The organism is Streptomyces sp. adm13(2018) (assembly GCF_008042145.1).
Taxonomy (GTDB): Bacteria; Actinomycetota; Actinomycetes; order Streptomycetales; family Streptomycetaceae; genus Streptomyces.
Genome location: NZ_RDBH01000280.1, coordinates 1 through 1,203 on the forward strand (window position 1 = coordinate 1; position 1,203 = coordinate 1,203).

General features: G+C 75.5%; 1 protein-coding gene and 1 pseudogene. Both read right to left on the reverse strand.

Going from position 1 to position 1,203, the window contains the following annotated elements:
• Positions 1-336, reverse strand: a pseudogene (locus EAO70_RS36605) (alpha-ketoglutarate-dependent dioxygenase AlkB); the annotation flags it as partial.
• Positions 337-394: 58 nt separating this feature from the next.
• Positions 395-1,099 carry a DUF998 domain-containing protein gene (locus tag EAO70_RS36610; protein ID WP_148007090.1) on the reverse strand — a complete coding sequence of 235 codons (705 nt, stop codon included), beginning with the start codon at positions 1,097-1,099 and terminating at the stop codon, positions 395-397.
• Positions 1,100-1,203: the final 104 nt, after the last annotated feature.

The window sequence follows — 1,203 nt, forward strand, 5'->3', positions numbered from 1 at the left end:
ATGTACGACACCGTCGTCGCCGTACCCCGGCTCCTGGCCCACTACGGCGAGGGCGGGATGCGGGAGGGGCGCGCCCTCGCCGTAGTGGGCCAGGAGCCGGGGTACGGCGACGACGGTGTCGTACATGGGCCGTTCCTCGGCCCGCCAGGGCACGTGGTCGGCGAGCTCCTCGAACAGCACGTCGGCTCCGTGCAGCCAGCCGGGCAGGTGGTCGACCCAGGCACCGGCGTCGAGCGGCGTCCGCCGGAGGCCGTCCAGCGGGCCGAAGCGGATCTCGTCGCCCTGGTCGAACAGGGAGCCCTGGAGTCCGGGGAGGGCGGGTCGTGCTGCGTTCACGGATTCACCCTAACGCTAATTCGAACAAATGGGCGAACGGTCGCGGACGGGGCCCGGGTCAGCCGCCCGGGGGCCGCCGCGGCGGCACGGACTCCCCGTCCGCCGCACCGGTCACTCCCGCCCCGCCGATCCCACCGTCCTCGCCACCGCCACGACTGCCCTCGCCACCCGCCACGATCCGGCTCACGCGCGAGCGCAGGCAGGAGGCGACCACCACCAGGGGCCAGGTGGACTGGACGCAGGTCACGAGCCGTTCGGCGACCCCGACGGGCCCCTGGCGGTTCATCTCCACCAGGAACCAGACCGCGCCGAGGGCCATCACCACGGTCGCGGCGACGGACGGCAGCAGACGCAGCCCCCACGGCCCGCCCTCGCTGCGCACGGCGGCCAGCACCGGCCACACCGCGAGCAGCGTGAAGCCGACCACGACCACCGCCCCGTGGTTCAGGGATCCCCCGCTGCTCGGTGTGGGCACCAGCGCGACCCCCAGAGCCGCCACACCGCCCCCGGCGAGCGCCAGGCGTCCGGCGCGCGCGGCCGGCCGCAGGCCCCAGGCGGTGAGGAGATGGCAGACGCCGAGCGCCAGGAACGCCCCGGTCATGGCCCAGGAGCCCGCCGCGCCGTAGGCGGCGAGAACGCTGATCGTCTGGGTGACGGGGTCGTAGGCGGGCCCTTCGAGCAGGGCCGCGACGGTCCAGCCGCCGGCCAGCAGCAGCGGGGCGCACCCCGAGGACAGAAGGGCCCATCTCGGTACGGATCGCATCGGACCACCGTAGGACGTGGCCCTCGTCGCCCCTCGCGGCACGCGGAGGCGTCAGCCGTGTCGCGTACGCCGCCGCCCCGGGCGCCCGGGGCGGCGGCGTACGC